This window comes from Hylemonella gracilis ATCC 19624, from assembly GCF_000211835.1.
GTDB lineage: Bacteria > Pseudomonadota > Gammaproteobacteria > Burkholderiales > Burkholderiaceae_C > Hylemonella > Hylemonella gracilis.
Genome location: NZ_AEGR01000029.1, coordinates 74,515 through 100,024, shown reverse-complemented (window position 1 = coordinate 100,024; position 25,510 = coordinate 74,515). Strand labels below are relative to the sequence as shown.

At 64.2% G+C, this 25,510-nt stretch carries 25 protein-coding genes and 1 tRNA gene; 4 read left to right on the top strand and 22 right to left on the bottom strand.

The genetic code is table 11. The features are described 5' to 3' along the window. Positions 1–7: 7 nt before the first annotated feature. The 14 genes from nuoF to HGR_RS02425 all read right to left on the bottom strand — a co-directional run bounded on the left by nuoF (position 8) and on the right by HGR_RS02425 (position 12,833). Positions 8–1,351 carry an NADH-quinone oxidoreductase subunit NuoF gene (gene nuoF, locus HGR_RS02490; RefSeq protein ID WP_006296494.1) on the bottom strand — a complete coding sequence of 448 codons (1,344 nt, stop codon included), beginning with the start codon at positions 1,349–1,351 and terminating at the stop codon, positions 8–10. Then, the gene (gene nuoE / locus HGR_RS02485) at positions 1,348–1,893 is read right to left on the bottom strand and encodes an NADH-quinone oxidoreductase subunit NuoE (RefSeq protein ID WP_006296493.1); all 546 of its coding nucleotides are present in this window, start codon (positions 1,891–1,893) and stop codon (positions 1,348–1,350) included. Before nuoE ends, nuoF begins: the two co-directional genes overlap by 4 nt. Further along, positions 1,890–3,143 (bottom strand): NADH-quinone oxidoreductase subunit D, encoded by a 1,254-nt coding sequence (locus tag HGR_RS02480; protein WP_006296492.1) that lies wholly within the window; start codon positions 3,141–3,143, stop codon positions 1,890–1,892. Before HGR_RS02480 ends, nuoE begins: the two co-directional genes overlap by 4 nt. A gap of 13 nt (positions 3,144–3,156) precedes the next feature. Beyond that, a complete protein-coding gene (locus tag HGR_RS02475; RefSeq protein ID WP_006296491.1) occupies positions 3,157–3,765 on the bottom strand; it encodes an NADH-quinone oxidoreductase subunit C in 609 nt (202 codons plus the stop codon). 37 nt (positions 3,766–3,802) lie between these two features. Continuing rightward, positions 3,803–4,282 carry a NuoB/complex I 20 kDa subunit family protein gene (locus HGR_RS02470; protein ID WP_006296490.1) on the bottom strand — a complete coding sequence of 160 codons (480 nt, stop codon included), beginning with the start codon at positions 4,280–4,282 and terminating at the stop codon, positions 3,803–3,805. 63 nt (positions 4,283–4,345) lie between these two features. Beyond that, positions 4,346–4,705, bottom strand: coding sequence for an NADH-quinone oxidoreductase subunit A (locus HGR_RS02465; RefSeq protein WP_006296489.1), 360 nt, complete (start codon positions 4,703–4,705; stop codon positions 4,346–4,348). Positions 4,706–4,791: 86 nt separating this feature from the next. Beyond that, positions 4,792–4,876: transfer RNA gene (locus HGR_RS02460), tRNA-Leu, on the bottom strand. A gap of 233 nt (positions 4,877–5,109) precedes the next feature. After that, positions 5,110–5,526 carry a preprotein translocase subunit SecG gene (secG, locus tag HGR_RS02455; RefSeq protein WP_006296488.1) on the bottom strand — a complete coding sequence of 139 codons (417 nt, stop codon included), beginning with the start codon at positions 5,524–5,526 and terminating at the stop codon, positions 5,110–5,112. Between the two features lie 71 nt (positions 5,527–5,597). Beyond that, a complete protein-coding gene (gene tpiA, locus HGR_RS02450) occupies positions 5,598–6,341 on the bottom strand; it encodes a triose-phosphate isomerase (RefSeq protein ID WP_006296487.1) in 744 nt (247 codons plus the stop codon). 7 nt (positions 6,342–6,348) lie between these two features. Continuing rightward, the gene (locus HGR_RS02445; RefSeq protein WP_006296486.1) at positions 6,349–7,338 is read right to left on the bottom strand and encodes an NAD(P)H-quinone oxidoreductase; all 990 of its coding nucleotides are present in this window, start codon (positions 7,336–7,338) and stop codon (positions 6,349–6,351) included. A gap of 19 nt (positions 7,339–7,357) precedes the next feature. Next, on the bottom strand, positions 7,358–9,511 hold the full coding sequence (pnp, locus tag HGR_RS02440; RefSeq protein ID WP_006296485.1) for a polyribonucleotide nucleotidyltransferase: 2,154 nt from the start codon (positions 9,509–9,511) through the stop codon (positions 7,358–7,360). A gap of 255 nt (positions 9,512–9,766) precedes the next feature. After that, the gene (gene rpsO, locus HGR_RS02435; RefSeq protein ID WP_006296484.1) at positions 9,767–10,033 is read right to left on the bottom strand and encodes a 30S ribosomal protein S15; all 267 of its coding nucleotides are present in this window, start codon (positions 10,031–10,033) and stop codon (positions 9,767–9,769) included. A gap of 241 nt (positions 10,034–10,274) precedes the next feature. Then, entirely contained in the window at positions 10,275–11,450 is a 1,176-nt protein-coding gene (locus tag HGR_RS02430) for a pyridoxal phosphate-dependent aminotransferase (protein ID WP_006296483.1), read from the bottom strand. Positions 11,451–11,534: 84 nt separating this feature from the next. Then, positions 11,535–12,833, bottom strand: a complete 1,299-nt coding sequence (locus HGR_RS02425; RefSeq protein ID WP_006296482.1) for a branched-chain amino acid ABC transporter substrate-binding protein — start codon at positions 12,831–12,833, stop codon at positions 11,535–11,537. Positions 12,834–12,986: 153 nt separating this feature from the next. Here HGR_RS02425 and HGR_RS02420 point away from each other — a divergent pair, with 153 nt between their 5' ends. Next, positions 12,987–13,370, top strand: a complete 384-nt coding sequence (locus HGR_RS02420; RefSeq protein ID WP_006296480.1) for an Hsp20/alpha crystallin family protein — start codon at positions 12,987–12,989, stop codon at positions 13,368–13,370. 124 nt (positions 13,371–13,494) lie between these two features. Here HGR_RS02420 and tsaD read toward each other — a convergent pair whose 3' ends face one another. Together tsaD and HGR_RS02410 are read right to left on the bottom strand one after the other, a co-directional pair. After that, on the bottom strand, positions 13,495–14,604 hold the full coding sequence (tsaD, locus tag HGR_RS02415) for a tRNA (adenosine(37)-N6)-threonylcarbamoyltransferase complex transferase subunit TsaD (protein ID WP_050797365.1): 1,110 nt from the start codon (positions 14,602–14,604) through the stop codon (positions 13,495–13,497). 38 nt (positions 14,605–14,642) lie between these two features. Then, positions 14,643–15,755: an HD-GYP domain-containing protein gene (locus HGR_RS02410; RefSeq protein ID WP_237701359.1), complete on the bottom strand. Its 1,113-nt coding sequence runs from the start codon at positions 15,753–15,755 to the stop codon at positions 14,643–14,645. A 296-nt stretch (positions 15,756–16,051) separates the two neighbouring features. Between HGR_RS02410 and HGR_RS02405 the strand changes: the two genes are divergently transcribed. From HGR_RS02405 to HGR_RS02395, 3 genes are all read left to right on the top strand, one after another. After that, complete coding sequence (locus HGR_RS02405) at positions 16,052–17,365, top strand: BaiN/RdsA family NAD(P)/FAD-dependent oxidoreductase (protein WP_006296474.1); 1,314 nt, start codon at positions 16,052–16,054, stop codon at positions 17,363–17,365. 293 nt (positions 17,366–17,658) lie between these two features. Then, complete coding sequence (gene rpsU / locus HGR_RS02400; RefSeq protein ID WP_006296472.1) at positions 17,659–17,871, top strand: 30S ribosomal protein S21; 213 nt, start codon at positions 17,659–17,661, stop codon at positions 17,869–17,871. A gap of 118 nt (positions 17,872–17,989) precedes the next feature. Next, positions 17,990–18,436, top strand: coding sequence for a GatB/YqeY domain-containing protein (locus HGR_RS02395; RefSeq protein ID WP_006296471.1), 447 nt, complete (start codon positions 17,990–17,992; stop codon positions 18,434–18,436). Positions 18,437–18,559: 123 nt separating this feature from the next. Here HGR_RS02395 and HGR_RS02390 read toward each other — a convergent pair whose 3' ends face one another. The 6 genes from HGR_RS02390 to HGR_RS02365 form a co-directional block, all read right to left on the bottom strand. Then, positions 18,560–20,053: an aldehyde dehydrogenase (NADP(+)) gene (locus HGR_RS02390; protein ID WP_006296470.1), complete on the bottom strand. Its 1,494-nt coding sequence runs from the start codon at positions 20,051–20,053 to the stop codon at positions 18,560–18,562. Between the two features lie 65 nt (positions 20,054–20,118). After that, positions 20,119–21,453: a glucarate dehydratase gene (gene gudD, locus HGR_RS02385; RefSeq protein WP_006296469.1), complete on the bottom strand. Its 1,335-nt coding sequence runs from the start codon at positions 21,451–21,453 to the stop codon at positions 20,119–20,121. Between the two features lie 58 nt (positions 21,454–21,511). Next, positions 21,512–22,468 (bottom strand): Bug family tripartite tricarboxylate transporter substrate binding protein, encoded by a 957-nt coding sequence (locus HGR_RS02380; protein ID WP_006296468.1) that lies wholly within the window; start codon positions 22,466–22,468, stop codon positions 21,512–21,514. A gap of 31 nt (positions 22,469–22,499) precedes the next feature. Further along, the gene (locus HGR_RS02375) at positions 22,500–23,474 is read right to left on the bottom strand and encodes a Bug family tripartite tricarboxylate transporter substrate binding protein (protein ID WP_006296467.1); all 975 of its coding nucleotides are present in this window, start codon (positions 23,472–23,474) and stop codon (positions 22,500–22,502) included. Between the two features lie 119 nt (positions 23,475–23,593). Then, positions 23,594–24,505, bottom strand: coding sequence for a 5-dehydro-4-deoxyglucarate dehydratase (kdgD, locus tag HGR_RS02370; protein WP_006296466.1), 912 nt, complete (start codon positions 24,503–24,505; stop codon positions 23,594–23,596). 193 nt (positions 24,506–24,698) lie between these two features. Then, a complete protein-coding gene (locus HGR_RS02365; RefSeq protein ID WP_050797364.1) occupies positions 24,699–25,463 on the bottom strand; it encodes a FadR/GntR family transcriptional regulator in 765 nt (254 codons plus the stop codon). Between the last annotated feature and the right edge of the window lie 47 nt (positions 25,464–25,510).

Genomic DNA, 25,510 nt, shown 5'->3' with positions numbered 1-25,510 from the left:
GCTACTTTCAGGCCGCGGTAACCGACTTTTCAGTCGTGGGCTTGGGAATCAGCGCCTCGAATTCGGGGCGGAAGTGCTTGATCATGGCGCGCACCGGCATGGCCGCTGCGTCGCCCAAGGCGCAAATGGTGCGCCCCATGATGTTGCCGGCCACGGAGTCCAGCGTGGCCATGTCCTCGGGGCGACCTTCGCCGCGCTCGATGCGGTCAACCAAGCGCCAGAGCCAGCCCGTGCCTTCACGGCACGGCGTGCACTGGCCGCAGGACTCGTGCATGTAGAAATACGACAGACGCTTGAGCGACTCGACCATGTCGCGGGTCTCGTCCATCACGATGACCGCACCCGAGCCGAGCATGGAGCCCGCCTTGGAGATGGAGTCGTAGTCCATCGTGCATTCCATCATGATGTGCGCCGGCAGCACGGGTGCCGAGGAACCGCCAGGAATCACGGCCTTGAGTTTCTTGCCACCCTTCACGCCGCCCGCCAGTTCCAGCAGCTTGCTGAAAGGCGTGCCAAGGGGAATCTCGTAATTGCCCGGACGCTCCACGTCGCCACTGACCGAGAAAATCTTGGTGCCGCCGTTGTTCGGCTTGCCGATCTCCAGGTAGGCCTGACCACCGTTGCGGATGATCCAGGGCACGGCCGCGAAAGTCTCGGTGTTGTTGATCGTGGTCGGCTTGCCATACAGACCGAAGCTGGCCGGAAACGGCGGCTTGAAGCGCGGTTGGCCCTTCTTGCCCTCGAGCGACTCGAGCAAGGCGGTTTCTTCGCCGCAGATGTAGGCGCCGAAACCGTGGTGGGCGTGGAGCTGGAAGCTGAAACCGCTGCCCAGGATCTTGTCACCCAGGTAGCCGGCAGCCCTCGCCTCTTCCAGCGCGGCTTCGAAGCGCTCGTACACCTCGAAAATCTCGCCGTGGATGTAGTTGTAACCCACCGTGATGCCCATGGCGTAGGCGGCGATCGCCATGCCCTCGATCACGATGTGGGGGTTGTACATGAGGATGTCCCGGTCCTTGCAGGTGCCGGGCTCGCCCTCATCCGAGTTGCAGACCAGGTACTTCTGGCCCGGGAACTGGCGCGGCATGAAGCTCCACTTCAGGCCAGTCGGGAAGCCCGCGCCGCCACGGCCACGCAAACCCGATTCCTTGACGGTGGCGATCACCTGGTCCTGGGTCAGGCCTTCCTTCAGGATTTTTTTCAGCGCCTCGTAGCCGCCGCGCGACTCGTAGTCCTTCAGTCGCCAGTTCGCTCCGTTCAATCCCGCGTAGATCTGCGGGCCGATGTGGCGGTCATGGAAGCAGGTCTGCACGCCGGTGGCGGCGAACTGCGACAGGATTTGTTCTGCGTTCATGCCACGACTCCTTTGGAGTCGCTGCCACCAGCCACTCCTTTCAGCCCGTCGATCAGCTGATCCAGCTTGTCACCACTCATGAAGCTGCACATGGTGCGGTCGTTGACCAGCATCACGGGCGCGTCGGCGCAGGCACCCAGGCACTCGCTTTCCTGAAGGGTGAACAGGCCGTCGGCCGTCGTCTCGCCCTTGGAGATGCCCAGCTTGGCGGCCAGATGGTTCAGCGCCTTTTGACCATCGCGCAGCTGGCACGGCAGGTTGGTGCAGACGTTGAGCTTGAACTTGCCCACCGGCCGCTGGTTGTACATGTTGTAGAAGGTCGTGACCTCGTGCACCGCCATGGCAGGCATGCCCAGGTAGGCGGCGATCTCGGCCTCGGCCTCGCTGCTCACCCAACCTTGCTCCTGCTGCACGATGGACAGGCAGGCCATCACGGCGGACTGCTTTTGCTCTGCGGGGTACTTCGCCACTTCCTTGCTGAATCGGGCAAGGGTCGCCGCCGACAGCGGCGACGTGCGTGCTTTGGTCGCGTCGGAAATCATCGGTCGATTTCTCCAAAAACAATGTCCAGCGTGCCGATGATGGCCACCGCATCGGCCAGCATGTGCCCGCGCGCCAGTTCGTCCAGCGTGGCCAGATGCGCGAAGCCAGGGGCACGAATCTTCAGGCGATAGGGCTTGTTCGCGCCATCGCTGACGAGGTAGATGCCGAACTCGCCCTTGGGATGTTCCACCGCCGCGTAGGCCTCGCCGGCCGGCACGCGGAAGCCCTCGGTGAAGAGCTTGAAGTGGTGGATCAGCTCTTCCATGTTGGACTTCATGGCCTCGCGCGAGGGCGGCGCGACCTTGTGGTTGTCCGTGATCACCGGGCCGGGGTTGGCGCGCAGCCAGTCCACGCACTGCTTGATGATCTTGTTCGACTCGCGCATCTCGGCCACGCGCACGAGATAACGGTCGTAGCTGTCGCCGGTCTTGCCAACGGGGATGTCGAAGTCCACGCGGTCATAGGCGTCGTAGGGCTGCTGCTTGCGCAAGTCCCAGGCGATGCCGCAACCGCGCAGCATGGGGCCGGTCATGCCCAGGTTGAGCGCGCGCTCGGGCGTGACCACGCCGATGCCCACCGTGCGTTGCTTCCAGATGCGGTTGTCGGTCAGCAGGGTCTCGTACTCGTCCACGCATTTCGGAAAACGCTGCGTGAAGTCGTCAATGAAGTCCAGCAGTGAGCCCTGGCGCTTGGCGTTGAGATCCGCCAAGGAACGGTTGCTGCGCACCTTGCTGGCCTGGTGCTGGGGCATGCTGTCGGGAAGGTCACGGTAGACGCCGCCCGGACGGAAATAGGCCGCGTGCATGCGCGCGCCTGACACCGCCTCGTACATGTCGAACAGATCTTCGCGCTCACGGAAGGTGTAGATCAGGATGGTCGAACTGCCACAGTCGTTGCCGTGCGAGCCCAGCCACATCAGGTGGTTGAGCAGGCGCGTGATCTCGCCGAACATGGTGCGGATGTACTTGGCGCGCAGCGGCACTTCGATGCCCAGCATCTTCTCGATGGCCAGGCAGTAGGCCTGCTCATTGCACATCATCGAGACGTAGTCCAAGCGGTCCATGTACGGCAAGGACTGGATGTAGGTCTTGCTTTCGGCCAGCTTCTCGGTGGCGCGGTGCAGCAGGCCGATGTGCGGGTCAGCGCGTTGCACGACCTCACCGTCCAACTCCAGCACCAAGCGCAGCACGCCGTGCGCAGCCGGGTGCTGGGGACCGAAGTTCAGCGTGTAATTCTTGATTTCTGCCATATGCCGTCTCGCCTTACTTCAGGCCACCGTAGTTGTCTTCACGGATGATGCGCGGCGTGATCTCGCGCGGCTCAATGCTCACGGGCTGGTAGACCACGCGCTGCAATTCGGCGTCGTAGCGCATCTCGACATGCCCGGAGAGCGGGAAGTCCTTGCGGAACGGATGACCGATGAAACCATAGTCCGTCAGGATGCGGCGCAGGTCATCATGCCCCTCAAAGACGATGCCGAACAGATCGAAGGCTTCTCGCTCGTACCAATTGGCCGCCGCCCAGACACTGGTCAAGGAGTCCAACACGGGGAATTCGTCGTCCGTGGCATAGACCTTCAGGCGTACGCGCTGATTCAAGCTGACGGAGAGAAGGTGCGACACCACGGCGTAACGAGCACCTTCCCAGGCGCCGTCACCATAAGCGGAATAGTCCACGCCGCACAGATCGATGAGCTGCTCGAATTGACAACCCGGCGCGTCACGCAGCAGCATGGCGGCCGTACGGTAGTCCTTGGGAGCAACTTCCACGGTGACTTCGTCCAGGCGCACCTCAATGCGGCGCACCAGCTCGCCCAGCGCGGCGGTCACGGCGTTTTTGAGAGCCTCGGGGTTCACGGCGACAGCGGTCATTTGTTTTCCTTCAGGCGCGGGCCTTGTACAAGGCGACTCAGACGCGCGCAATGGTCTGCGTGCGGCGGACCTTCTGCTGCAGCTGGATGATGCCGTAGATCAACGCCTCGGCCGTGGGCGGACAGCCCGGCACGTAGACGTCCACCGGCACGATACGGTCACAGCCGCGAACCACGGAATAGCTGTAGTGGTAATAACCACCGCCATTGGCACAGGACCCCATGGAAATGACCCAGCGCGGCTCACTCATTTGGTCGTAGACCTTGCGCAAGGCGGGAGCCATTTTGTTGCACAACGTGCCGGCGACGATCATCAAATCGGACTGACGCGGGCTGGCGCGAAACACCTCGGAACCGAAACGCGCGATGTCGTAGCGCGCCGCAGCAGCGTGCATCATCTCCACGGCGCAGCAAGCCAGACCGAAGGTCATGGGCCACAACGAACCCGTCTTGGCCCAATTCACCACGGTGTCGTAGCTGGTGGTGACGAAGCCTTCTTTCAACACGCCTTCAATCATGGCTGCGTTCCTTGCAAAGAATCAGTTGTCCCGCGTCGTGTCCGGTGGCCTGGCTGCGGAACGTTACTCCCAGTCGAGAGCACCCTTCTTCCACTCGTAGACAAAACCCACGACGAGGATGGCGATGAACACCATCGCCGCCCAAAAACCGACCGCCCCAACATCCTTGAGCGCGACAGCCCACGGAAAGAGGAAGGCGATCTCGAGATCGAAAAGAATGAACAGGATGGCGACGAGGTAATAACGCACGTCGAACTTCATGCGCGCGTCCTCGAAAGCTTCAAAGCCGCATTCGTAGGGGGAGTTCTTGGCCGCGTCGGGGCGATTGGGCCCGAGCACATAGCCGATGACCTGGGGCAGAACGCCCACGGCAAGACCGACCAAGATGAACAACAGAACGGGAAGGTACTGGTCAAGGCTCATCTTGCTGCTCTGCCTCTGCTGCTCTGGGTTAGGTCACGCATTCGACCAGCACCGCGCGAGGGCCGCGGGCCAGGCCGACTTCTGTTTGGTGCCGTCGGCGAGACTCGAACTCGCACAGCTTTCGCCACTACCCCCTCAAGATAGCGTGTCTACCAATTTCACCACGACGGCTGATTTGTCTGCCGGACTTGCATGAGGAGTTGCGTTCGACCAGCAGCTGGAAGTTTACCCGGAATTCCCCCACTTCCGGGGACGGCAAACAGAGAAGTTATGAAAACTTGATTCTGGACAAGGGGCGTCTGGACCCGACGATCCTGCTCGCGTGAGTGATGCTGCCCACCCGCGGACAGGACAAGCTCACGCGACAACGCTCGCTCAGCAGGACGCTCGCGTCCCTCGCTGAGTTATTGCGCAGGAATCTGCGCGGCGCCACCCGCGGCGGGCGCCGCATCCTTCTTCACTGGCGCAACCTGACTCTCAGCGGACGCGGCAGGCGCGCCTCCCGGAATCTGCGCGGCGTTCTCGGACGAAGCAGGCACCACCGCAGCCGGACCTTCCAGCACGCTGCCCGAGCTCGTCGGCCGCGCATTGCCGAAGTACGCGAGGGCCAGCGTCACAGCGAAGAACACGGTGGCCAGCACCGCAGTCGTTCGCGAGAGAAAATTCGCGCTGCCACTGGCGCCGAAAAGACTGCCCGACGAGCCGCTGCCGAAAGCCGCGCCCATGTCGGCGCCCTTGCCGTGCTGGATCAGCACGAGACCGATCATGACCAAGGCCGTGATGATCTGCACCGTGACGAGTAGGGTGACGATGAAACTCATGCGATGAACTCCTGAATTCGAGACAAATGTCGTGAGACTGAGAGCTTGGATGCGGCGCCGAACGGTGTCGCTCAGCTCGCCGCGTTGATGATGGAAAGAAAATCCGTCGCCTTGAGCGACGCGCCGCCGATCAGGCCGCCGTCGATGTCGGGCTGCGCCAGCAGGCTGGCCGCGTTGGCGGCATTCATGCTGCCGCCGTAGAGGATGCGGATGCGTCCGGCTTGGGTCGAGGCGGCCTGCAGCTGTGCACGCAGCACCGCGTGCACAGCCTGGGCCTGCTCCGGTGTGGCGGTCTTGCCCGTGCCGATGGCCCAGACGGGCTCATAGGCGACAACGATCTCGCTGATGCAATGGCCATTGAGATGGATGACGGCCGCCAGCTGGCGCTTGACAACCTCTTCGGTCAAGCCGGCGTCGCGCTGCGCCAAGGTCTCTCCGACGCAGACGATGGGCGTGATACCGGTGGCCAGGGCGCGCTGAGCCTTCTCGGCGACGACCAAGTCCGTCTCGCCATGGTACTGGCGACGTTCGGAGTGCCCCACGATGGCGTAACGCACACCGAAGTCGCGCAGCATCAGTGCGGAGACCTCGCCCGTGTAGGCACCGGCTTCGTGCGCCGACACATCCTGCGCGCCCAGTTCAACCGAGGTTTCCGAGAGCAAAGCCTGGCATTGCGCCAGATAGGGCGCGGGCACACATACCGCCACAGCACAGGCTGGCTGCCGCACGCCCGACAGGATGGTCTGAAGCAAGGCCGCATTCGCAGCCAAGCTGCCGTTCATCTTCCAATTGCCAGCAATCAACTTGCTCGTCATGGCCGATTCAATTCCATGTCAGCACGATCTTGCCGATGTGCTGGTTCGACTCCATCAACGCGTGGGCCTGGGCAGCTTGCGCGGGCGGGAACGTGCTGTGAATCACGGGTTTGATCTTGCCAGCCTCGATCAGCGGCCAAGCATGCTGACGGCAGGCTTGAGCGATGGCGGCCTTGAAGGCCACGGGGCGCGGACGCAGCGTGGAACCGGTGATGGTCAAGCGCTTGCGCAGCACCAGGCCAGCGTTGAAGCTACTCTTGGTACCGCCCTGGACCGCGATGATGACGATGCGGCCATCCTCGGCCAGGCTCTCGACCTCGCGGGCGACGTATTCACCCCCCACCATGTCGAGGATCACATCCACGCCCTTGCCATCGGTCAGCCGCTTGACTTCTTCCTTGAAGTCCTGCGCCTTGTAGTTGATGGCGTGATCAGCACCCAAGTCCAGACAGGCCGCGCATTTGTCGTCGCTCCCGGCCGTCACGATGACGGTCGCGCCCCAGGCTTTCGCCAATTGGATGGCCGTGACGCCGATGCCGCTGGATCCGCCTTGAATCAGCAGGGTCTCACCCGGTTGCAGGCGTCCACGGTCGAAGACATTGCTCCAGACCGTGAAGAATGTCTCGGGTAGCGAGGCCGCCTCAACATCGCTCAACCCCTTCGGATACGGCAGGCACTGCGCGATCGGGGCGGTGCACAACTCGGCGTAGCCACCACCAGCCACCAAGGCACACACTTTGTCACCCAGCTTCAAACCGGCCGCCGCGAGTTCCTTGGCATCGCCGCCAACGATCTGGCCCGCCACCTCCAGGCCCGGGATGTCGGACGCTCCCGGAGGCACCGGGTAGTTGCCTTGACGCTGGAACACGTCGGGCCGGTTGATGCCACTGGCCGCGACACGGATCAGCAACTCGCCAGCGGCAGGCACCGGGTCTGGGCGCTCGCCCAGCACCAGCACCTCGGGCTCGCCATAACGCGTGATTTCAACGGCCTTCATGCCCGCACCGCCTCAGGCCTCAGCCTTGTTCGCCGCCGTTCGCGGGGGCTTCGGCGCGCTCCGCGCGTTGCGGCTGCTCCGGACGCTCCAGCAGCGCCTTCATGGACAGCTTGACGCGACCCTTTTCGTCGGTCTCCAGCACCTTGACCTTGACGATCTGGCCCTCGGACAGGTAGTCCGTGACCTTCTCGACGCGCTCATGCGCGATCTGGCTGATGTGCAGCAGGCCGTCCTTGCCGGGCAGCAGGTTGACCAGGGCGCCGAAGTCCAGGATCTTGGTGATCGGGCCTTCATAGACCTTGCCGATTTCAACTTCAGCGGTGATCTGCTCGATGCGGCGCTTGGCCTCCTCGGCCTTGGCGGACTCAGTCGAGGCGATGGTGATGGTGCCGTCTTCCGCGATGTCGATCTGGGTGCCGGTCTCTTCGGTCAGGGCGCGGATGGTCGCGCCGCCCTTGCCGATCACGTCACGGATCTTCTCGGGGTTGATCTTCATCGTGTACAGGCGCGGCGCGAACTGGCTCACCTCGGCCTTGGCCTCGCCCACGGCGGCCTGCATCTTGCCCAGGATGTGCATGCGCGCTTCCTTGGCCTGGGCCAGGGCGACCTGCATGATCTCGCGCGTGATGCCCTGGATCTTGATGTCCATCTGCAGGGCCGTGATGCCATTGGTGGTACCCGCGACCTTGAAGTCCATGTCGCCAAGGTGGTCCTCGTCGCCCAGGATGTCGGTCAACACGGCGAACTTGTTGTCTTCCTTGATCAGGCCCATGGCGATGCCAGCCACGTGCGCCTTCAGGGGCACGCCCGCATTCATCAGCGAGAGGCAGCCGCCGCACACGGAGGCCATGGACGAGGAACCGTTGGACTCGGTGATCTCCGACACCACGCGCATGGTGTACGGGAATTCTTCCTTGGTCGGCAGCACCGCGACCAGGGCACGCTTGGCCAAGCGCCCATGACCGATTTCACGACGCTTGGGGGTGCCCACGCGACCCGTCTCGCCGGTGGCGAAGGGAGGCATGTTGTAGTGCAGCATGAAGCGGTCTTCGAACTCGCCCGCCAGCGCATCGATGCGCTGGGCATCGCGTTCGGTGCCCAAGGTCGTGATCACCAGGGCTTGGGTTTCGCCGCGCGTGAAGAGCGCGGAACCGTGGGTACGCGGCAGCACGCTGTCGCGAATTTCGATGGGGCGCACGGTGCGGGTGTCGCGACCGTCGATGCGCGGCTCGCCGGCCAGGATCTGGCCGCGCACGGTGCGCGCCTCGATGTCGAACAGCAGGCCTTCGACCTTGACGTCATCGAACTCCACACCCTGCTCGGCCAGGCCCGCCTTGACGGCGGCATAAGCCTCGCGGCAAGCCTGGGTGCGGCTTTGCTTGTTGCGAATCTGGTAGGCGGCGCGCAGCTTTTCCTCGCCCAGCGCGACCACCTTGGCGATCAAGGCCTCGTCCTTGGCCGGGGCCTTCCAGTCCCAGGCCGGCTTGCCAGCGTCGCGCACCAGATCATGGATCGCGTTGATGGCAATCTTGCCTTGGTCGTGGCCGAAGACCACGGCACCCAGCATGATTTCTTCCGACAGCTGCAGCGCCTCGGATTCCACCATCAGCACGGCGGTTTCGGTGCCGGCAACCACCAGGTCCATCTGGCTGTCCTTGCGCTGGGTCTGACCCGGGTTCAGGACATATTCACCATTGATGTAACCCACGCGTGCGGCACCAATCGGGCCGTTGAAGGGAATGCCACTGATGGCCAGGGCCGCGCTGGTCGCGATCATGGCCGGGATGTCGGCATCGACTTCGGGGTTCAGCGAGACCGTGTGGATCACCACCTGGACTTCGTTGAAGAAGCCCTCGGGGAACAGCGGGCGGATCGGACGGTCGATCAGGCGGCTGGTCAGCGTTTCGTACTCGCTGGGGCGGCCTTCGCGCTTGAAAAAGCTGCCAGGGATCTTGCCCGCCGCGTAGCTCTTTTCCAAGTAGTCCACGGTGAGTGGGAAGAAGTCCTGACCGGGCTTGGCGGACTTGGATGCCACCACAGTGGCCAGCACCACGGTGTCATCGACGTTGACGAGCACCGCGCCGCTGGACTGGCGAGCGATTTCGCCGGTTTCCATGGTGACGGTGTGCTGACCCCACTGGAAGGTCTTGGTGATTTTGTTGAACATGCTCATGTGCTGCTCCTTTAGGTTGAGCGTGAAAGAAATGCTCTTTCCGCTTTCAGTGAACGGAGGGCGACTCCCCCGCATGGCTCGAAGCAGGCCTCACAGAACACGATGCCATTCCAGAGCGACTCCCCCGCAGGGAGGGGCTTTGGAATGACACAGCTTCGCTCTGTGCTTGCAGGCTCCGAAGTGAACAACGCCTGAATCAGCAGACCATCTTTGCGGATGGGCACCAACTCAGGCGTCGTTGTTCATGATCTGGTCTTACTTGCGCAGACCCAGCTTGGTGATCAGCGCAGTGTAGCGCGCGGCATCCTTGGACTTCAGGTAGTCCAACAGCTTGCGGCGACGGCTCACCATGCGCAGCAGGCCACGGCGACCGTGGTGATCCTTGGCGTGGGTCTTGAAGTGCGGGGTCAGCTCGTTGATGCGAGCGGTCAGCAGGGCAACCTGGACTTCGGGGCTGCCGGTGTCATTGGCGGCACGGGCATTGGCCTTGACGACTTCGGCCTTGACATTGGATGCAATCATTTTCTTTCCTTTGAGCGGAATGGACGAAGCGCAGGCGGTACTCGCCAACAATCGGAGAGCCTGACCACAACGTCCCGGGTTTCAACTTGCGCCAGCGGCTGGAACTGCTTGCCGGCGTGCGTTCAGCACGCCTGACCGCCCTGCTTCCAAGGCTTCCCGACATGCAAAACCGGCCAATTATAGCGAAAACCTCATGGCAGTCTGCGACGGAGCCATGGACGAGCCCCAGACCGAGCCACGCTCAGGCCTTCATCCAATCCTGAAGACGCCCCACGCCTTGCGACAAGCGCGCCAGGTCTCGTGAGGCAAAGCACCAGCGCAGCCACCCCGCGGACTCCGGGCCGAAGGCCTCCCCCGGTGCCAAGCCCAATCCTGCCTCGGCCACCAGGCGCTTGGCCAGAGCCACGCCATCCGCGAACTCGCCCGCGCCGCCCGCGATGCGGAAGAAGGCGTACATGCCTGCCCGCGGCATGGCCAGTTCAACGCCCGGCACCGCCTGCAGGAGCGGCACCAAGGTGTCGCGGCATTGCTTCAAATGCGCCACCACGCGAGGCGTGATCTCGTCAGCGCGCTCCAGGGCGGTGATGGCCGCGCGCTGAGTGAAGACGCTGGCACACGAGGTGTTGAACTCGATGAGCTTGCCCACGTCATGCGTGCAGGACGGCGGCAGCACCAGCCAGCCCAGGCGCCAGCCCGTCATCAGGAAGGCCTTGGAGAAACTGCCCACGACCATCAGCCGGTCCTCCGGGGAGGCAATGTCCAGAAAGCTGGGCGCAGCGCCTCGCGGCCCGCCACCTTCAGCGTCGTAATAGAGCTGCGAATACACCTCGTCGGCCAGGATCCAGGTGCCGGTTTGACGACAATGCGCCAAGATGCGCTGCTGCTCGGCCCGCGTGAGCGCCCACCCCGTGGGGTTGGACGGCGCGTTGACCACGAGCAGCTTGGTCGCGGGCGTCACCGCCGCCAGCAGCGCGTCCATGTCGAGCATCCAGGCGCCATCGCTGGGCCGCAGCGGCACGGGCTTGAGTTTGGCGCCCAATATCTGCGGCTGAGCCACCAAATTGGGCCAAACCGGCGTGACGATGACCACCTCATCGCCCGCGTCCAGCAGGGCTTGCATGGCGATCATGAGGGCATTGACGCCCCCCGAGGTCACGGCGATGCGGTCGGCGCTGACCGCGCCGTGCAGGCGACTCAGATGCCCAGCCAACCCCTGGCGCAGCTCGGGCAAGCCCAGGTTATGCGTGTAGAAGACCTCCCCTTTTTCCAGCGAGTTGACGGCCGCTTGGCGCACGAAGTCTGGCGGGGTTTCGTCACTCTCTCCAAACCAGAACGTCAGGAGATCAGCGCGCCCCAGACCGGCGTTGGCCACTTCGCGAATTTTGGATTCTTCAAGATTTCGGATGATGCGTCGCATGGTCGACCACGGTGCTAGAGCGGTTGTTGAAACAAAGGAACGTGAAGAAAGGGAACTCAGGCGCGCGGAGCGAAGCGTAAAGGGTCAGGGCCGCACCATCTGACAGGTCGTCGGCTGCTCGGCCTGTTCCGCCTTCAACTGGCGGATCACGCGGAAACCATAACCCGAGCCTTCCACGTCGAACTTCACGCCATCCTTCTCGCCATCACCAGCCTGACGTGCCATCACCCCCACCACCAAGGGCTGCTGGAATTGATGATCGCCCGCGCGCATGCGGCCTCGTTGGCCGGACAGGGTCACGTCCGCCTGCTCCAAGGCACGGGCCACCGCCGTCGCGTCCGTGGAACCCGCCTTTTGGATGGCTTGCGCCAGGGTTTCCATCATCAACTGCATGCGCATGTGCACATAGTCGTCCTCGGGCCGGGGGAAGCGCTCGCGGAAGGCGCGGTAGAAGACCTCACTCTGAGCGCCTGGCACATTGGGCAACCAATCCGCCACGGCCACGACCTGCCCGACACCGGCCGCGCCAAGGGCGGCAGGCGCGCCGAGGGCATTGCCGTAGAAGGTGTAGAACTTGCCGTCATAGCCTGCCTCGCGGGCTGCCTTGATCAAGAGGGTGAGGTCATTGCCCCAATTGCCCGTGATCACGGCCGAAGTGCCACGCACTTCAGCCGTCCTGGCCTTGATCTTCTGCGCGTAGGGCAGGAAGTCCTTCACTCGTCCGATGGGATGAAGCTCCTCGCCCACGATCTGAATATCGGGCCGCAAGGCGCCGAGTTGACGCCGAGCCTCGCGCAGCACCGCCTGGCCGAAGCTGTAGTCCTGACCTATCAGGTAGACCGAGCGCACGGTGCGGTCTTCCTGCAGCACCCGCATCAGCGCGGCCATGCGCATGTCGGCATGCGCGTCAAAACGAAAGTGCCAGAAGCTGCATTTCTCGTTGGTGAGAATGGGGTCGACCGCCGAGTAATTGAGGAAGAGCACGCGCCGCGCCGGATCGCGCTCGTTGTGCTTGTCGATGGCGTCGATCAGAGCCGCCGCCACGGAAGAGCTGTTGCCCTGCATGATGAAGCGCGCGCCATCGTCGATCGCGGCGCGCAGGGCGGCCAAGGCCTCCTCGGTCTGGCCCTTGCTGTCGTAACGACGCAGATCCAACTGCAGACCGCCCCGAGCATTCACCCGCTCGATGGCCCACACCAGATTGCGGTGCACCGCCTCACCCGCATTGCCCAGTGGCCCGCTCAAGCCTTCGATCATGGCGATGCGGACGGGCTGCGCGGCAGATGCCTGCGCGGCCTGAGGCGCTGGCGCGGCGATTTGGGCGTATGCCGAAACCGCGACAGATAGGGCCGCGATGGCCAGCTTCAAGACCCGGGAAAACATGCGGTGGTGCACGGAGGAGCTCTCTTGAAAAACAGGGCCGCGCCAACAGATGTGGACCAAGCGGCAATCGTGGTTGAAAGCCGCGCAGTGTAAGGGTTGCAAGCACGCGAGTCGCGTGCCGTAGCCCGCCGATTTTCAACTCAGGAGTTGACCATGTTGTTCGTTCCCGCTCTGCGTCGTTCCACCTTCGTTCCCTCTCTGCGCGCTTTTGACCGCTCGCTTGATCGGGTATTCGACCATGCCGCGCGCGGCCGCTTCTTCGGCGAAGCCGCCGAGGCCACGCAAGACGACAAGTTCATCGAACTGACCTTCGACATGCCTGGCGTCTCTCGCGAACAGCTGTCCATCGGCATCGAAGGCAATGTCGTGCGCATCGAGACGCTGGCCGAAGCCAAGCGGCAGTACAAGGCTGTCTACGAACTGGCCCAGGACATCGACGCCAGCGCCAGCGAAGCCAAGCTCGAGCATGGCGTACTCACGCTGAAACTCGCCAAGGTGCAGCCCCAAGACCGCAGCGTCAAGCTGACGGTCAACTGAAGACGCCCCTGGGCCCGCCAGCCCAGGCGAGTGTTGCGATGCAGCACCTCACCGTGTCCGATAGGGCGTTTTTGCTGACGCACCGTCATTCGCCAGTCCACTGGCCCTGAGCCGCACGAGTGGCTCAGGCCGTGGCGACGGTGATTGCGTCGAGCGGCCAGCGTGGCTTGACCTCGAAGCTGGCGGCAGGCAGCGCCCGCTGCTGACCAGATTGCAAACGCATGGCGGCAGCCAAGGCGATCATGGCGCCGTTGTCGGTGCACAGGTGCAATTCGGGGTAATGCACGCGCACCACCCCCCCCCTGCGGCGGGGGTTGGCACAGGCTGCGTTGAGTTGCGCGCGCAGTGCCTTGTTGGCCCCCACGCCACCGGCCACGACCAGGCGCTTGAGCCCGGTGGTTTCCAGAGCGGCCAGTGACTTCTTCACCAGCACGTCCACGATGGCCGCCTGTGTCGACGCCGCCAGATCGGCCTTGCGCGCCTCGAATTCCTCGTCGGAGACCTGCCGCAGGCGCTGCGATTGCGTGAGCACCGCCGTCTTCAAACCCGCGAAGGAAAAGTCCAGGTCGCCACTGTGCAGCAAAGGGCGCGGCAGCTTGAAGGCCGCGGGGTCACCTTGCTCTGCCAGTTTCGCCAAAGCCGGCCCGCCCGGGTAACCCAAGCCCATCAACTTGGCCGACTTGTCGAAGGCCTCGCCCGCTGCATCATCGATGGTTTCGCCCAGCAGCTGGTATTGCCCCACCCCATCCACGCGCATCAGCTGAGTGTGTCCGCCCGAGACCAGCAAGGCCACGAAGGGGAACTCCGGAGGGTCGGCACTCAGGAACGGCGACAGCAGATGCCCTTCGAGGTGGTGCACGCCCAGCACCGGCTTGCCCAGGGCCGCGCCCAGCGCGCAGGCCACGCCTGCCCCCACCAGCAGGGCGCCAGCGAGGCCAGGGCCGCGCGTGTAGGCCACCACGTCAATGTCGGCCAGCACATGACCCGCTTCGCGCATCACCTGCGCCGTCAGCGGCAGTACCCGGCGGATGTGGTCGCGACTGGCCAATTCGGGCACCACGCCCCCATAGGCCTGGTGCATGGCGATCTGGCTGTGCAGCGCGTGGGCCAGCAGTCGCGGCGCGGCCTGGTCGCGGGTTTCGACCAAGGCCACGCCGGTCTCATCACAAGAGGATTCGATGCCAAGGATGCGCGTGACAGCATCAGGCGACGAGGAAAGGGGGTGGTCAGGCATGGCGCGCAGTGTAGGCCCTCCCCCAAACCCGCGCGGACTCAAGCGAATGCGAGGATTTTCTCGAGGTTGATGCTGATCTTGATCTCGCTGCGCTCCACCGCGCGAGCCACCCGCTGTCCAGGCAGCGCGGTGTCTCGCGCAATGAACCGGGAAAGGGCGACGCCATCGCCATTGGTCAGGACCAGCACCTTGGGCGTGGTCGTGATCTGCCCACGCTTGACCACGATGGCCACTTCCCCGGTCTCCAGCTGAACGAAAGACCCGGGCGTATGGATGCCCACGGCTTTGATGAGGGCCGCACCCGCCGGATCGATCTGCTTGTTCTGATCAAAATAAATGGACTGCATGGCGCGCGCGGCGACGAGGGGCGCGCGCGTGGCGCGGGGCGCTCGACGCGCCCCAAAGGAATCCGCGCGCTGGATCAGGTGCGCCATGCGCTCGGCCCATGGCACTTCGGCGCCCAGGCCACCGGAGAACGTGGCGTGGTGCATGCGCACGGCTTCCAGCCACTCCGGGTCGGTCACTCCCGCGCGGTGCAACAGGCTCATCGACCGCGACGAGTGGTTGGCCACCAGCACTTTTTGATCCGGCGCCAGCACGGTGGTCTGGCGTGCGAGGGTGTCCTGCAGCTCTGTCATGCCGACGTTCATGGACAGGGCCGCGAGGCTCAGCGTGCGCTCCTTGTCCTCGGGCCAGTTCAACACATTGCGAGCCGCCAGGCCACACATCACACTGACCAACATGGCGTGCGTCGCGCTGTAGAAGCGCACCTCGATGGTCGACAGATAAAAAAGCGCCAGCAAGGCCGCGTCAGGGTTGGCGATGGCGAGTTCGCGCAGGTGGTCGTGGAAACGAGTCAGCCTCGCCAAGAAGCGGGGATCCTCGGGCAGCCGCAGCAGGACGTTGGCTTCCTCCTGGTAGTCATACCAGTTCTGCCCGCGCGGCCGCAAGATCGGGCCGTTGCCGCTCGATTCGTCCCAGGCGCCGGAATAGTCCTCCGCCGCGTCGATGAACAGCTGTCTACCGCGAAAAATCAGGCGCTCCAAGACGTCGCGCTGCGCCAACTGCCCCCGGTAAGCCAAGATCTGGCCATCTTCGTTGCGAAGGTGAAAGGGCAAAGGCTCACCCTCCCGGATTCCCGAGATATTCACGGGAACCAATGCTTTCTCTGCAGCCATCGTGTCCAGACCTTTCTTATGTGCCGATCCCTTTGCCCATGTCTCGATCAGCTCGCACGTTTTTTGGGCGAAAAGAATACATCAAGGCGCTTACAGGACCTGGCGGGCAAGATGAGACAAATCAATCGCCAATCGTAATCAGATTGACGGTAACACCGAAATCATTTTTTTAGCTCCTTCGGTCGGCCGACACCGATCAACAACGTCGACCTACGTCCATTCCTTGGCGTCGCGAGTGCGAAGGAGCATGGCACTTACACTGCCGCCCCATGCAGCAATTCGATGTGGTGGTGATCGGGGCAGGTGCGGCCGGCCTGTTTTGCGCGGGCGTCGCGGGACAACGTGGCCTCAAAGTCTTGCTCATTGACCACGCGGTCAAGGTGGCCGAAAAAATCCGCATCTCTGGCGGCGGGCGTTGCAACTTCACCAATCGCGACCTGGACCCGCGCGCCCCCCACAAGCATTACCTCGGTGAAAACCCGGAGTTCTGCCGGTCCGCGCTGGCACGCTACACACCGGCAGACTTCATCAACCTGCTGCAAGGCGCGGGAATTCCCTGGCATGAAAAGCACAAGGGCCAGCTGTTCTGTGATCGCTCGGCCGACGACGTCGTCCAACTGCTGCTGCGCGAATGCGCGGCTGGCGGGGTGACGCACTGGCAACCCTGCGCGGTGCGGGCGGTGCGGCACGTTGCAAGCCTTGCCGGGGGGACGACCTATGAGCTGGACACCGAACGCGGCCCGGTGCAAAGCCATTCCCTCGTGGTCGCCACGGGCGGCTTGTCCATTCCCAAGATTGGCGCCACGGACTTCGGGCATCGCCTCGCGCGGCAGTTCGGCCTGCGCGTCGTCACACCGCGCCCAGCCCTGGTGCCCTTGACCTTTGACAGCTCGGCTTGGGCGCCTTACGCCGAACTGGCCGGCCTGGCCCTGCCCGTGAAGATCGAGGCCGAACCGCCAGCCGCAGCCCCAGCCCCAGCCCCAGCCCCAGCAGGCGACACTGCGGACGGCGCCCCAAAGCGTCCTCGCGGCAAGAGCCAACACACCGGCATGGCATTTCTGGAAGACCTGCTGTTCACCCACCGAGGCCTTTCGGGTCCCGCGGTTCTGCAGATATCGAGCTATTGGCAAGAGGGCACGCCTTTGCACATCGACCTGCTGCCAGGGCAGGACATCGCCGCCCACCTCGCCGAGGCCAAACAGCAGTCGCGCAAGCTGCTCTCCAAGGAACTGGCCCATCTCCTGCCAACCCGTTTGGCCGAAACCTGGACCGCGCAAGACCCCGCATGGCAGCGGCCCGTGGCCGAAACCAGTGACAAGGCCCTCTCCGCCCTCGCCGAGCGCTTGAGGCGCTGGACGCTCACCCCCGCCGGCAGCGAGGGGTATGCCAAGGCTGAGGTGACCGCCGGTGGCGTGGACACCCGCGAACTGAGCAGCCAGACCTTGGAGGCTCGTGCCCAGGCCGGCCTGTATTTCATCGGTGAAGTGGTGGATGTGACGGGCTGGCTTGGGGGCTACAACTTCCAATGGGCCTGGGCCAGCGCCCATGCCTGCGCAATGGCCCTGACGCCGGGGCCACGTTGAGCACGGAGGCGGCATGCACGTCCGAACCGATGCGCCCGCGCCCGATGGACGGCGCCGACCCAACCCATGGTTCGAGCGATAGGTCCAGCCACCCTGGATGGGACTGCAAGGCGCTGGTTTGGCCGAATCCAACTTGTCGCGCATGGCAAACCGGCTATAATTAGCGGCTTTGCTGGCATAACCCCGTCGGCCAAATACTAGTTAAGACCATAGACGGGGGACTCTTCGCGGTGCATGGCTGACAGGCCCGATCTTCCTGCCTTCCCTCTGACCGCACATTTCGGAACGATTGAATGACCACCATCCGTGTCAAAGAAAACGAGCCGTTTGACGTGGCCCTGCGCCGCTTCAAGCGCACCATCGAAAAGCTGGGCCTGCTGACCGACCTGCGCGCCCGCGAGTTCTATGAAAAGCCCACCGCCGAGCGCAAGCGCAAGAAGGCCGCCGCCGTCAAGCGCAACTACAAGCGCATCCGCTCGATGCAGTTGCCCAAGAAGCTGTATTGATTCGGTACGGCAGGACTGAACGCCGCCAGGCCTACAGTCCCATGAAACCCGCGCCGGGGACGCTTGGCGTGGGTTTTGTTTTTTCCGGCTTCCCTTTCCTTTCCAGATGGAGATGACCATGAGCCTCAAGGACCAGATCAACGAAGACATGAAGAGCGCCATGCGCGCCAAGGACATGGAGCGCCTGGGCACCATCCGCCTGCTGACGGCCGCGATCAAGCAGAAGGAAGTCGACGAACGCATCACGCTCGATGACGCCGCGGTCGTCGCGGTCGTGGACAAACTGCTCAAGCAGCGCAAGGACAGCATCGAAGCCTTCGAGAAAGCCGCACGCCAAGACCTGGCGGACAAGGAAAAAGCCGAGGTGACGGTGCTCCAAGCCTACCTGCCCGCGCGCCTGTCCGCCGAAGAAGTGGCCGCCGAGGTCAAGGCCATCGTCGCGGAACTCGGAGCCAAGGGGCCAGGCGACATGGGCAAAGTCATGGGCGCGGTCAAGACCAAACTCGCCGGCAAGGCCGAGATGGGCCAAGTCAGCGCCGCCGTGAAGGCCGCGCTCAACGGCTGAGCCGCCTGTCCTACCCCAGGGTCCGGGAAAAACAAACGGCCACCATGTCGGTGGCCGGATCGGAAAAAAGTCCGCCACCGTCAGGTGGCGGTCGTGTTGGATACAGCGGTGGGGGCCTCTCGCTCAGAGAGGCCGACCCTGCCGTGCCGTGAGCCAAGCGGGTGCGTCCTGCAGAGCCACCGGACGCAGGAAGCGCGCCAGTGCCGCGTCACCGACCGAGGTGCTCTCGGGGCGGCTGCTGCTGGGCCAGGGGCCACCATGCTGCTGCGCTGCCGTCACGGCCACGCCCGTCGGCACGCCCGCGAACAGCACGCGGCCCGCAATCGCCATCGCGCCACGGACCAGGCTCTGCACCTCGGCGCTTTCAGCCTGCGCGCCCCAGACGGTCACGGTCAGGCTACCGCCGACGGCTTGCAACACTTGCAAAGCCTCGGCCGCGCTGGCCGCGCGCACCACCAGGCTGCTGGGGCCAAAGACTTCCTCGCGCAGCACGGACTTGGCGATGAACTGCGCGGCAGTGACCTGCGCCAATTCTGGATGGGGCGGTTGCTCCAGCGGCGCGGGCTGGTGCAACACCAGGGTGGCGCCCGCCTCGGCCCAATGTTCCACACCTGCGGCGAAGTTCTTGCGCATGCCCTGCGTCAGCATGGCATGGGGCTTTTGCCCGCCCAAAGCCTGGGCCAGCTGAGCGACAAAGCCGTCGTTGATGGACTTGCCATCGGGCAAGAGGCCATCGATCAACACGATAACGCCGGGGTTGGTGCAAAACTGGCCCGAGCCCAGGGCGATGGAACCGGCCAAGGCGGTCGCCAGGTCGGCGCCCTTGGCCTGGAGCTCGGCCGGCAAGGCGATGACCGGGTTGATCGAGCCCAGTTCACCGTAGAAGGGAATCGGGCGCGGACGGGCCGCAGCCTCGGCGGACAAGGCAGCGCCGCCGCGCGTGGACCCGGTGAAGGCGGCTGCAGCGATCGCGGGGTGGCGCACCAGTTGCACGCCCACTTCGTTGCTGATGCCCTGCACCATCCCCACGAGACCTGCCGGCAAGCCCTGAGCGCTCAGCGTGCGCTGGATGATGTCGAACACCTGGCGCGAGAGCCGCGGATGGCCCGGATGCGCCTTGACCACGACGGGGCAACCCGCCGCCAGGGCCGAGGCCGTGTCGCCACCCAGTACCGAGAAAGCGAAGGGGAAATTGCTGGCCGCATACATGGCCACCGGACCCAGCGGCACGCTCCAGCGTTGCATGGCCGGATGGCCCGCCGGCGGAGCGCCGGCTACGGCGGGGTCGTCCACGAACTCGAAAGGCACGCCACGCTCGGCGATGTCGGCGAAACGGCGCAGTTGGAAGGCCGTGCGGTCCAGCTCACCCGACAGGCGCGGCAGTCCCAGCGCAGTCTCCTGGTCGGCCAGTGCGATCAGGGCCTCGCGTTCGGTCTCTAGCCCCTGGGCCAAGGCGCGCAGCAAGGTGGCGCGCTGCGCGCCGCTGCTGGCTTGCCAGAGCGGGAAAGCCGCGGCGGCGGCCGTGCAGGCAGCGTCGATGTCCTGCGCCGTGGAGGCATTCAGGGTGGACAGCACCTCACCGGTGCGAGCGTTGTAAGAGGAGAAAGTGGTGCTCATGAGAAGTCCAGGAAAAACGCGGCAGTCAGGCCGCGGGAATGTGCATCGTTGTCGCGAACCGGCAATCAGCGCACGAGGCAGGGACGCTTATTGTCGAACTTCCAGCCAGGAACCAGGTACTGCATGGCCACGGCGTCGTCGCGCGCGCCCAAACCATGTTGCAGGTAGAGCTGGTGCGCCTTTTCGACTTCGGCCATGTCCAACTCGACGCCCAATCCCGGCTTCGAGGGCACGCGCACATGGCCCCCAACGATCTGCAGCGGGTTCTTCGTCAAGCGCTGGCCGTCCTGCCAGATCCAGTGCGTGTCGATGGCCGTGACCTTGCCCGGCGCCGCGGCAGCCACGTGCGTGAACATCGCCAGCGAGACGTCGAAGTGGTTGTTGGAATGCGAGCCCCAGGTCAAGCCCCAATCGCGGCAGGTCTGGGCCACGCGCACGGAGCCGGCCATGGTCCAGAAATGGGGGTCGGCCAAGGGAATATCAACACTTTGCAGCGAAAGCGCGTGCACCATCTGGCGCCAATCGGTCGCCACCATGTTGGTGGCCGTGGGCAAGCCCGTGGCGCGTCGGAACTCGGCCATGACCTCACGGCCACTGAAACCCTCTTCCGCGCCACAGGGATCTTCAGCGTAGGCCACCACGCCGCGCATGCGCTGACCCAGCCGGATCGCATCCTTGAGCAACCAGCCGCCGTTCGGGTCCAGCGTCACGCGGGCCTGCGGGAAACGCTCGTGCAAGGCAATCACCGCTTCGACCTCTTCGTCGCCACGCAGCACACCGCCCTTGAGCTTGAAGTCATTGAAGCCGTACTTGGCGTGCGCGGCCTCGGCCAGTCGCACCACGGCCTCGGGCGTCATCGCGACTTCATTGCGCAGACGGAACCAAGCGTCATCTGAACGCGACTCCTCGCGGTAGGGCAGGTCGGTCTTGCGCCGGTCACCGAGGAAAAACAGGTAACCCAGCATCTCCACCGAGGCGCGCTGCTGGCCCTCGCCCAGCAAGGCGGCCAGGGGCACGTTCAGGTGCTGCCCCAGCAAATCCAGCATGGCGCTTTCCACCGCGGTCACGGCGTGGATGGTGGTGCGCAGATCGAAAGTCTGCAGTCCGCGCCCACCCGCGTCGCGGTCGGCGAAACGCGCGCGCATGGCGTTGAGCACCGCCTGCACATCACCCAGCGGCTGGCCGACCACCAATTCCGCGGCGTCTTCCAAAGTCTGGCGGATCTTCTCGCCCCCGGGCACCTCGCCCACGCCCGTGCGACCCGCGCTGTCGCGCAGGATCAGCAGGTTGCGCGTGAAATACGGTGCGTGCGCGCCCGACAGGTTGAGCAACATGCTGTCCTGCCCTGCGACGGGCACGGCGCGCAATTCGGTGATGACGGGAGTGGAGTGCTTGGACATGGGTTCGACAATGGGATCCAGGGCGATTCGAAAAAAACCGTGGTGATGGACAAGGAAATCAGTTGGCCGTGATCTTGCGATCCGCGATCAGCTTCTTCCAGCGAGCGAACTCGGCGGCTTGGTAAGCAGTGAATTGGGCGGGCGTGTTGCCCACGATCTCAAAGCCCAACTCCAGCAACTTGGGTTTGACATCCGGCTCGTTGAGCGCCGCCACGATGGCCGCATGCAACTTGGTCTTGATCGCGGCGGGCAAACCCTTGGGCGCTGCGATGGCCTGCCAAGAATAGACATTGGCATCCTTGATGCCCGATTCTTCCAGGGTGGGTACCTCGGGCAGCAGCGGAGAGCGCTTGGCGCTGGTGATGGCCAAGGCCTTGAGCTTGCCCGCCTTGATCTGCGGCATGGCGGTGTTGATGTTCATGAAGGACGAGTCCACCTGGGCGCCCAGCAGGTCCGTCATCACCGGGCCACCGCCCTTGTAGGGCACGTGCACGCCGGAGGTTTTGGTCTGCTGCCAGAAGAGCTCGGCAGTCAGGTGGTCACTGCTGCCGCTGCCGGACGACGCGAAGGTCATCTTGTCCGGATTGGCGCGCAGATAGGACAGCACATCCTTCAGGGAATTGTGCGGCGAAACCGCCGGCACCACGAGCACATTGGGGGCCTGCACGGCGACCGTGATGTAGTCGAAGTCCGTGAGCGCGTCATACGGCACCTTGGCCAGGAGGTGCGGAGCGATCACATACGGGCCGAGCGAAGCCACCAAGATGGTGTGGCCGTCCGGCGCTGAACGCGCGACCTGGGCGGCACCGATGGTGCCAGTGGCTCCGGCCTTGTTGTCCACGATGAACGTGCCGCCGAGCTTTTCTTGCAACTTGGCCGCGAGCGTGCGCGCGATCAGGTCGGTGGAGCCTCCCGGCGGGAACGGCACCAGCAGGGTGACCGGCTTGTCAGGCCAGGCCCAGGCGCCAACACTCGCGCTGATCGCCAACAGAAAAGTCAACAACGTCTTTTTCATGGTGTTTCTCCGGTTGAGCGCCAGGGCCGCTTCATTCGACAGTGATTTTCTCGTCGTTCACGATCTTGGCCATGGCCGGAATCTCGGCCTTGAGCCAGGTGCCGAACTCGGCGGGACTCATCTGCGAGGGCTCGAAACCCAGGGTCTGGAGTTTTTCACGGATTTCGGGCAAGGCCGTGATGCGCAGCACTTCGTCGTGCACCGCGCGGATCACGGCAGGCGGCGTACCCGCGGGTGCCAGCAGGCCCTGCCAGCTGCCGGTCAGGAAACCAGGCAGGCTCTCGGCCACCGCGGGCACGGTGGGCAGTTCACTCCAACGCTTGGCACTGGAAACGGCCAGCAGCTTGAGCTTGCCGGACTTGACGTGCGGGTAGGTGGCGACCATGCCGTTGAAGGTCACGTCCATGTGCCCCCCCACCAGATCGGTCATGGCCTGGGCACCGCCCTTGTAAGGCACATAGCTCCAATCAATGCCCAGGCGGCGGGCGAACTGCACGCCCGCCAAGTGGGTGGCGCTGCCCATGCCCGCTGCCGCGGCGAAATTGAGCTTGCCGGGATTGGCCTTGGCGTACTTGACGAAGTCAGCGAGGTTGTCAGCAGGCACTTGGGTGCTCACCACCAGCAAGTGGGGCGAATAACCGACCATGGCCACGGGCGCGAAGTCGCGCAGCACGTCAAAGGGCAGTTTGTACAGCGCGGGGCTGATGGTCAGGTTGCCCACGTCCATCAGCACAAAGGTGTGCCCATCGGCTGGCGACTTGGCCACCAGATCGGCACCCAGGTTGCCCGCGCTGCCCGGGCGGTTCTCGACGATCACGGGCTGGCCGAACTTCTCGCTCATTTTGACGCCGATCAGACGGGCCAGCACGTCCGAGGTGCCTCCAGCGGGAAATGGCACGACGATGCGGATCGCCTTGCTGGGGTAAGCAGTCGGCTGCGCGAACACCGATGCGCCGGCCAAGGCCAGCGCGGTGAACAGGCCGAACAGGAATGCACGTTTCTTCATGATGGCTTGTCTCCTTGTCTTTGTCTGAGGCGATGGTTGGCGCGGCGGCTCTGACCGCGGCTGGATCCAGCGCGATCAAGCACGGCCGAGGGGGGGCGGATGAACCGCCCCACCCTGGCTTATTGCGGGCCGAGCTTCTTGATCAGCGCGGCGAGTTCTTCCATCTCGGCCGGCGTGAGGTCGGTCAAGGGCGCGCGCACCGGACCGCCGTCGTGACCCACGATCTTGGCTCCGGCCTTGATGATGCTGACGCCATAACCCTCAACGCGGTTGCGGATGTTCAGGTAGGGCATGAAGAAATCCTTCAACAGGCGATGCTGGGTCGCCATGTCGTCGGCGGCCACGGCCTTGTAGAACTCCATCGCGGTCTTGGGAATGAAATTGAACACAGCCGACGAATACACCGGCGTGCCCAGCGCCTTGTAGGCCGCGGCATAGACCTCCGCGGTCGGCAGGCCACCCAGGTAGGCGAAGCGGTCACCCATCTTCATGTAGATGGAGGACATGATCTCGATGTTGCCCACGCCGTCCTTGAAGCCGATCAGGTTGGGGCAACGCTCAGCCAAGATGGCCAGCGAGTTGGGCGTGAGGCGGGTGCGGTCGCGGTTGTAGACGATGACGCCGAACTTCACGCTCTTGCAGACGGCCTCCACGTGGGCGATCAAGCCCTCCTGCCCCGCTTCCGTCAGGTAGTGCGGCAGCAGCAGGATGCCGTGCGCGCCCAGGCGCTCGGCTTCCTGTGCATGGGCGATGGCGGTGCGGGTCGGGCCGCCAGCGCCAGCGATGATCGGCACCTTGCCGCGGCAGGTGTCCACGGCGGTCTTGATGACCTGGCCGTACTCGGGACCGGACAGCGAGAAATACTCACCCGTGCCACCGGCGGCGAACAGCGCGCTCGCGCCGTACGGGGCCAGCCACTCCAGGCGCTCGATGTAGGTCTTGGGGCGGAACTCACCCTGCGCGTCGAAGTCCGTGATCGGGAACGACAACAGGCCGTGAGACATGATGGATTTGAGTTCTTGCGGATTCATGGGACTCCTGAGCTTGTACGAATGCCCGCGAGGTACGCGAGCGGTGAGGAATGGGGAATGCGAGACGGGATGTGCGATAGAACGCACAACTTATCAGTCATCGTACAACATGAACACCATCTGTCAACCTCAGGCAAACCCTCGGGCAAGCACCGAGCACCCCTTGAACCGGCTGGCACCCGGTCTTTTTCTCTTATTTAGCGCCAGATTCCCCGGACAGCTGGGCCACGCGGCGGCGGCGCTCCCGGCTGTTGGCCAAGTGGGTGCGCATCGCGGCGCGGGCCGCTTCCGGGTCTTGGCTGACGATGGCGTCGTAGATGTTCTCGTGCTCGCCGTTGGCGCGCCGCAGATAGCGCAACGCCTCCTCCTGCGCGTCCTCCCCCGCACCCAGACGCGCCCGCGGGATGATCATGGCCCCCAAGGTGCCCATGAATTCAGCGAAATGCGGGTTTTGCGTGGCGCGCGCGATTTCCAGATGAAACTGGAAATCGGGCCCCACGGCGTCGCGCCCTTCGACCAAGGCCGCCGCGAAGGCATCCAGCGAGGACCGCATTTCCTCAAGATTGCGCTGGGTGCGGCGGGTGGCCGCCAGCGCCGCCGCCTCGGTCTCGATGCCGATGCGCAGCTCCAGCACGGCGATCACGTCGCGCAGCGTGCCCAGTTGCTCCGGCGCGATGCGAAAGGCCGCGCTGTCCCCCAAACCGACCACGAAAGTGCCGATGCCATGCCGGGTCTCCACCAAGCCGGCCGCCTGCATCTTGGAAATGGCTTCGCGCACCACCGTGCGGCTGACACCGAACTCGGCCATGATGGCCGCCTCGGTCGGTAGCTTGTCACCGGAAGCGATGCGACCGTCGCGGATGCGGTCGCCGAGCGACTCGACCAACTCCAGGGCCAAGGTTCGGGGACGACGACGGAAAGCAGTGTGCACTGGGGATTCCCCTGAGTTACTTGGCATTGACAAGCCTTCTGTGAGGCACGAAGATTGTTGTACGACAACTGATA

Coding starts and splice junctions, on each gene's coding strand:
- HGR_RS02375 (WP_006296467.1), bottom strand. CDS start 23,474: ATGAAGAAACGTGCATTCCTGTTCGGCCTGTTCACCGCGCTGGCCTTG.
- rpsU (WP_006296472.1), top strand. CDS start 17,659: ATGACCACCATCCGTGTCAAAGAAAACGAGCCGTTTGACGTGGCCCTG.
- HGR_RS02470 (WP_006296490.1), bottom strand. CDS start 4,282: ATGATTGAAGGCGTGTTGAAAGAAGGCTTCGTCACCACCAGCTACGAC.
- tpiA (WP_006296487.1), bottom strand. CDS start 6,341: ATGACGAGCAAGTTGATTGCTGGCAATTGGAAGATGAACGGCAGCTTG.
- HGR_RS02480 (WP_006296492.1), bottom strand. CDS start 3,143: ATGGCAGAAATCAAGAATTACACGCTGAACTTCGGTCCCCAGCACCCG.
- HGR_RS02390 (WP_006296470.1), bottom strand. CDS start 20,053: ATGAGCACCACTTTCTCCTCTTACAACGCTCGCACCGGTGAGGTGCTG.
- gudD (WP_006296469.1), bottom strand. CDS start 21,453: ATGTCCAAGCACTCCACTCCCGTCATCACCGAATTGCGCGCCGTGCCC.
- secG (WP_006296488.1), bottom strand. CDS start 5,526: ATGAGTTTCATCGTCACCCTACTCGTCACGGTGCAGATCATCACGGCC.
- HGR_RS02365 (WP_050797364.1), bottom strand. CDS start 25,463: ATGCCAAGTAACTCAGGGGAATCCCCAGTGCACACTGCTTTCCGTCGT.
- tsaD (WP_050797365.1), bottom strand. CDS start 14,604: ATGCCTGACCACCCCCTTTCCTCGTCGCCTGATGCTGTCACGCGCATC.
- HGR_RS02465 (WP_006296489.1), bottom strand. CDS start 4,705: ATGAGCCTTGACCAGTACCTTCCCGTTCTGTTGTTCATCTTGGTCGGT.
- nuoE (WP_006296493.1), bottom strand. CDS start 1,893: ATGATTTCCGACGCGACCAAAGCACGCACGTCGCCGCTGTCGGCGGCG.
- kdgD (WP_006296466.1), bottom strand. CDS start 24,505: ATGAATCCGCAAGAACTCAAATCCATCATGTCTCACGGCCTGTTGTCG.
- HGR_RS02395 (WP_006296471.1), top strand. CDS start 17,990: ATGAGCCTCAAGGACCAGATCAACGAAGACATGAAGAGCGCCATGCGC.
- pnp (WP_006296485.1), bottom strand. CDS start 9,511: ATGAGCATGTTCAACAAAATCACCAAGACCTTCCAGTGGGGTCAGCAC.
- rpsO (WP_006296484.1), bottom strand. CDS start 10,033: ATGATTGCATCCAATGTCAAGGCCGAAGTCGTCAAGGCCAATGCCCGT.
- HGR_RS02445 (WP_006296486.1), bottom strand. CDS start 7,338: ATGAAGGCCGTTGAAATCACGCGTTATGGCGAGCCCGAGGTGCTGGTG.
- HGR_RS02380 (WP_006296468.1), bottom strand. CDS start 22,468: ATGAAAAAGACGTTGTTGACTTTTCTGTTGGCGATCAGCGCGAGTGTT.
- nuoF (WP_006296494.1), bottom strand. CDS start 1,351: ATGAACGCAGAACAAATCCTGTCGCAGTTCGCCGCCACCGGCGTGCAG.
- HGR_RS02405 (WP_006296474.1), top strand. CDS start 16,052: ATGCAGCAATTCGATGTGGTGGTGATCGGGGCAGGTGCGGCCGGCCTG.
- HGR_RS02475 (WP_006296491.1), bottom strand. CDS start 3,765: ATGACCGCTGTCGCCGTGAACCCCGAGGCTCTCAAAAACGCCGTGACC.
- HGR_RS02425 (WP_006296482.1), bottom strand. CDS start 12,833: ATGTTTTCCCGGGTCTTGAAGCTGGCCATCGCGGCCCTATCTGTCGCG.
- HGR_RS02430 (WP_006296483.1), bottom strand. CDS start 11,450: ATGCGACGCATCATCCGAAATCTTGAAGAATCCAAAATTCGCGAAGTG.
- HGR_RS02420 (WP_006296480.1), top strand. CDS start 12,987: ATGTTGTTCGTTCCCGCTCTGCGTCGTTCCACCTTCGTTCCCTCTCTG.